The following is a 4,212-nucleotide window of genomic DNA, read 5'->3' on the forward strand; positions in this document are numbered from 1 at the left end:
CGGTGACCGCCAGCGAGAAGGTGGACCGGAAGGCGTTGCCGCCGCCGCGGTGGAACACCCGCGAGTTCCGGGCGCCGACGACCCCGGTCCAGCAGGTCGTGGCCGCCGTGTTCGCGGACGTCCTCGGTGTCGACCGGGTCGGACTCGACGACGACTTCTTCGCCCTCGGCGGGAACTCGCTGGCCGCGACCCGCGTGATGGCCCGGCTGGGTGCGGCGCTGGATGCGCGGGTGTCGGTGCGGGTGATCTTCGAGGCGTCGACGGTGGAGGCGTTGGCGGTGCGGGTCGAGCGGCATGTCGGTGAGGGTGGGCGCCCGGTGTTGGTGGCCGGTGAGCGGCCTTCGCGGGTGCCGTTGTCGTTGGCGCAGCAGCGGATGTGGTTCCTGAACCAGCTGGATCCGGAGTCGGCGGCGTACAACATTCCGGTGGCAATCCGGTTGTCGGGTGCGCTGGATGTGGAGGCGCTGGATGTGGCGGTGGCCGATGTGTTGGGCCGGCACGAGGCGTTGCGGACGGTGTTCCCGGATTCGGAGCAGGGTCCGTCGCAGGTGATGGTGCCGGTCTCACAGGTGCCGGTGGATCTGACACCGGTCCCGGTGACGGCGCAGGAGGCGGATGAGCAGATCGCAGCCTTGATGAGTCTCGGGTTCGATGTGACCGCCGAGGTGCCGCTGCGGGTGCGGTTGTTCCGGGTCTGCGAGTCCGAGCACGTGTTGGCCATGGTCGTGCACCATATTTGCGCCGACGGGTTCTCGACGGCGCCGTTGGCTCGGGACGTGGTGGTCGCGTACACGGCCCGGCTCACCGGGCACGAGCCGGGGTGGGCGCCGCTCGAGGTGCAGTACGCGGATTACACGTTGTGGCAGCGGGAGGTGCTCGGGTCGGAGGACGATCCGGAATCGCTGGCCGGCCAGCAGATCGACTACTGGAAGGGGGCGTTGGCGGGGTTGCCGGATGTGTTGGCGTTGCCGACGGACCGGCCGCGGCCGGCGGTGCGCTCGGGTGTGGGTGGTTGTGTCGAGTTCGCGGTGTCTTCGGTGACGGTGGGTCGGGTGCGGTCGTGGGCGCGGGAGCGGGGGGTGACCCCGTTCATGGTGGTGCATGCGGCGCTTGCGGTGGTGTTGTCGAAGCTCAGTGGTGGCACCGATATCGCGGTGGGGTCGGCGGTCGCGGGTCGGGGTGAGGCGGCACTCGATGATCTGGTGGGGATGTTCGTGAACACACTGGTGTTGCGGGTCGAGTGTGATCCTGGCCTGTCGTTCACGGAGTTGGTCGATCGGGTGCGTGAGAGGGATCTCGAGGCGTTCGCGCATGCGGATGTGCCGTTCGAGCGGTTGGTGGAGAAGTTGAATCCGACACGGTCGCAGTCGTTCTCGCCGCTGTTTCAGGTGATGTTGGCGTTCCAGAATTACACCGGGTCGCAGGTGGAGTTGCCGGGGTTGACGATCGCGCCGGTTCAGGTGGATCGGGTGGCGGTTCCGTTCGATCTGTCGATGTCGCTCGGTGAGGCGGCCGACGGCGGGTATGAGGGGTCGCTGGTGTATGCGGCGGACATCTTCGATCCCGGAACGGTGCTGGGGGTCGCGGAGCGGTTCGTGCGGGTGCTCGAGGCAGTTCTCGATGATCCTGCGGTTGCGGTAGGGGATGTGTCGGTTCTCGGTGATGTCGAGCGGCGCCGGATGGTGTCGGAGTGGAATGACACCCGTCGTGTGGTGCCGGGAGTGTTGTTGCTCGATGAGTTCGCCGATCAGGTGGCGCGGACTCCGGATGCGCCGGCGGTGGTGTTCGACGGTGAGTCGTTGACGTATGCGCAGTTCGATGCGCGGGTGAACCGGGTGGCGCGGTTGTTGATCGGTGTCGGGGTGGGCCCGGAGTCGTTGGTGGCGGTCGGGATGCGCCGGTCGGTGGAGATGATGGTCGGGATCTATGCGGTGCTGCGGGCCGGCGGCGGGTATGTGCCGATCGACCCGGACCAGCCCCGTGAACGCAACGATCATGTGCTCGACACCGCGACACCGGTGTGTGTGTTGTCGACGTCGGAGGACGGATTGGCCGCGTCCGGGCATCCGGTGGTGAACATCGATGCGGTGGATGTGTCGGGGTATTCGTCGGCGCCGGTGGCCGAGTCCGAGTTGCTCGGGCCGGTGCGGCCGGACAATGTGGCGTACGTGCTGTTCACGTCGGGGTCGACGGGGCGTCCGAAGGGGGTGGCGGTCAGTCACCGGGCGATCGTCAACCAGTTGTCGTGGATGATCTCCGAATACGCCTTCACCGACTCCGATGCGGTGGTGCAGAAGACTCCGATCACGTTCGATCCGTCGGTGTTGGAGCTATTCCTGCCGCTAGCCATCGGTGCCCGGCTGGTGATCGCTCGGCCGGAGGGGCACCGTGATCCGGAATACCTGCTGTCGTTGATCGCGGCCGAGGGTGTGACCGCGGCGGTGTTCGCGCCGTCGATGCTCGGGACGGTGCTGGCCGATCCCGAGGTGCGGATCCCGGATTCGGTGCGGTTGGTGTATGTCGGTGGCGAGGAGTTGCCGGTGGAGCTGTTCGGGCGTCTGGCGGCGAAGTCGGATGCACGCCTGGAGAACATGTATGGGCCGACCGAGGTCGCGGTCACGGCGACGTCCTATCGGTGCGACGACCGGGACGTGCGCACCGTGCCGATCGGTACCCCGTTATGGAACACCAACGGGTACGTGCTCGACGCCCGGCTGCAGCCGGTCCCGGTCGGGGTGGCGGGGGAGTTGTATCTCGGTGGGGAGCAGATCGCCCGCGGGTATCAGGGCCGGCCGGATCTGACGGCGGAGCGGTTCGTGGCGGATCCGTTCGGTGCTCCGGGTGCGCGGTTGTATCGCACCGGGGATCTGGTGCGGTGGAATACATCGGGTCAGTTGGAGTTCTTGGGGCGTACCGATTTTCAGGTGAAGGTGCGGGGTCTGCGGATCGAGTTGGGGGAGATCGAGGCGGCGCTGGTGACCCAGGATGCGATCTCACAGGCCGTGGCGGTGGTACACGAGAACGACCTAGGCCGGCAACTCGTCGGGTATGTGGTGCCCGACAGCGGCCGCTTGGTGGACACCGAGGCGGTGCGTGAGGCCCTCCGGCGATCGCTACCCACGTACATGGTTCCCACGGTGCTGATGGTCGTCGACGCGTTCCCGTTGACCATGAGCGAGAAGGTGGACCGGACGGCGTTGCCGCCGCCGCGGTGGAACACCCGCGAGTTCCGGGCGCCGACAACCCCGGTCCAGCAGGTCGTGGCCGCCGTGTTCGCCGACGTCCTCGGCATCGACCGGGTCGGACTCGACGACGACTTCTTCGCCCTCGGCGGGAACTCGCTGGCCGCGACCCGCGTGATGGCCCGGCTGGGTGCGGCGCTGGATGCGCGGGTGTCGGTGCGGGTGATCTTCGAGGCGTCGACGGTGGAGGCGTTGGCGGTGCGGGTCGAGCGGTGTGCCGGCGAGGGTGGGCGTGTGACGTTGGTGGCCGGTGAGCGGCCTTCGCGGGTGCCGTTGTCGTTGGCGCAGCAGCGGATGTGGTTCCTGAACCAGCTGGATCCGGAGTCGGCGGTATACAACGTTCCGTTGGCGATTCGGTTGTCGGGTGCGCTGGATGTGGCGGCGTTGGATGCGGCGGTGGCCGATGTGCTCGTCCGGCACGAGGCGTTGCGGACGGTGTTCCCGGATTCGGAGCAGGGTCCGTCGCAGCTGGTGGTGCCGGTCTCACAGGTGCCGGTGGATCTGACACCGGTCCCGGTGACCGCGGAGGAGGCGTATCACCGAATCGCGGAGCTGGTCGGTCTCGGGTTCGACGTGACAGCCGAGGTGCCGGTGCGGGTGCAACTGTTTCGGGTCTGCGAGTCCGAGCACGTGTTGGCGATGGTCGTGCACCATATTTGCGCCGACGGGTTCTCGACGGCGCCGTTGGCCCGGGACGTGGTGGTGGCGTACACGGCCCGGCTCGCCGGGCACGAGCCGGGGTGGGCACCGCTCGAGGTGCAGTACGCGGACTACACACTCTGGCAGCGGGAGGTGCTCGGGTCGGAGGACGATCCCGAATCGCTGGCCGGTCGGCAGATCGCGTATTGGGCGGGTGTGTTGGCGGGGTTGCCGGATGTGTTGGCGTTGCCGACGGATCGGCCGCGGCCTGCGGTGCGGTCGGGTGTGGGTGGTTGTGTCGAGTTCGCGGTGTCTTCGGTGACGGTGGGTC

At 67.8% G+C, this 4,212-nt stretch carries 1 protein-coding gene; it reads left to right on the plus strand.

Features of this window, described 5'->3' with window-relative positions; genetic code table 11:
- Positions 1-4,212: non-ribosomal peptide synthetase (locus tag EGT50_RS16865; RefSeq protein ID WP_127955813.1), on the plus strand; the 4,212-nt coding region annotated here is incomplete at both ends.

Origin of the sequence: Rhodococcus xishaensis, from assembly GCF_004011825.1 — a bacterium.
Classification (GTDB): Bacteria; Actinomycetota; Actinomycetes; order Mycobacteriales; family Mycobacteriaceae; genus Prescottella; species Prescottella xishaensis.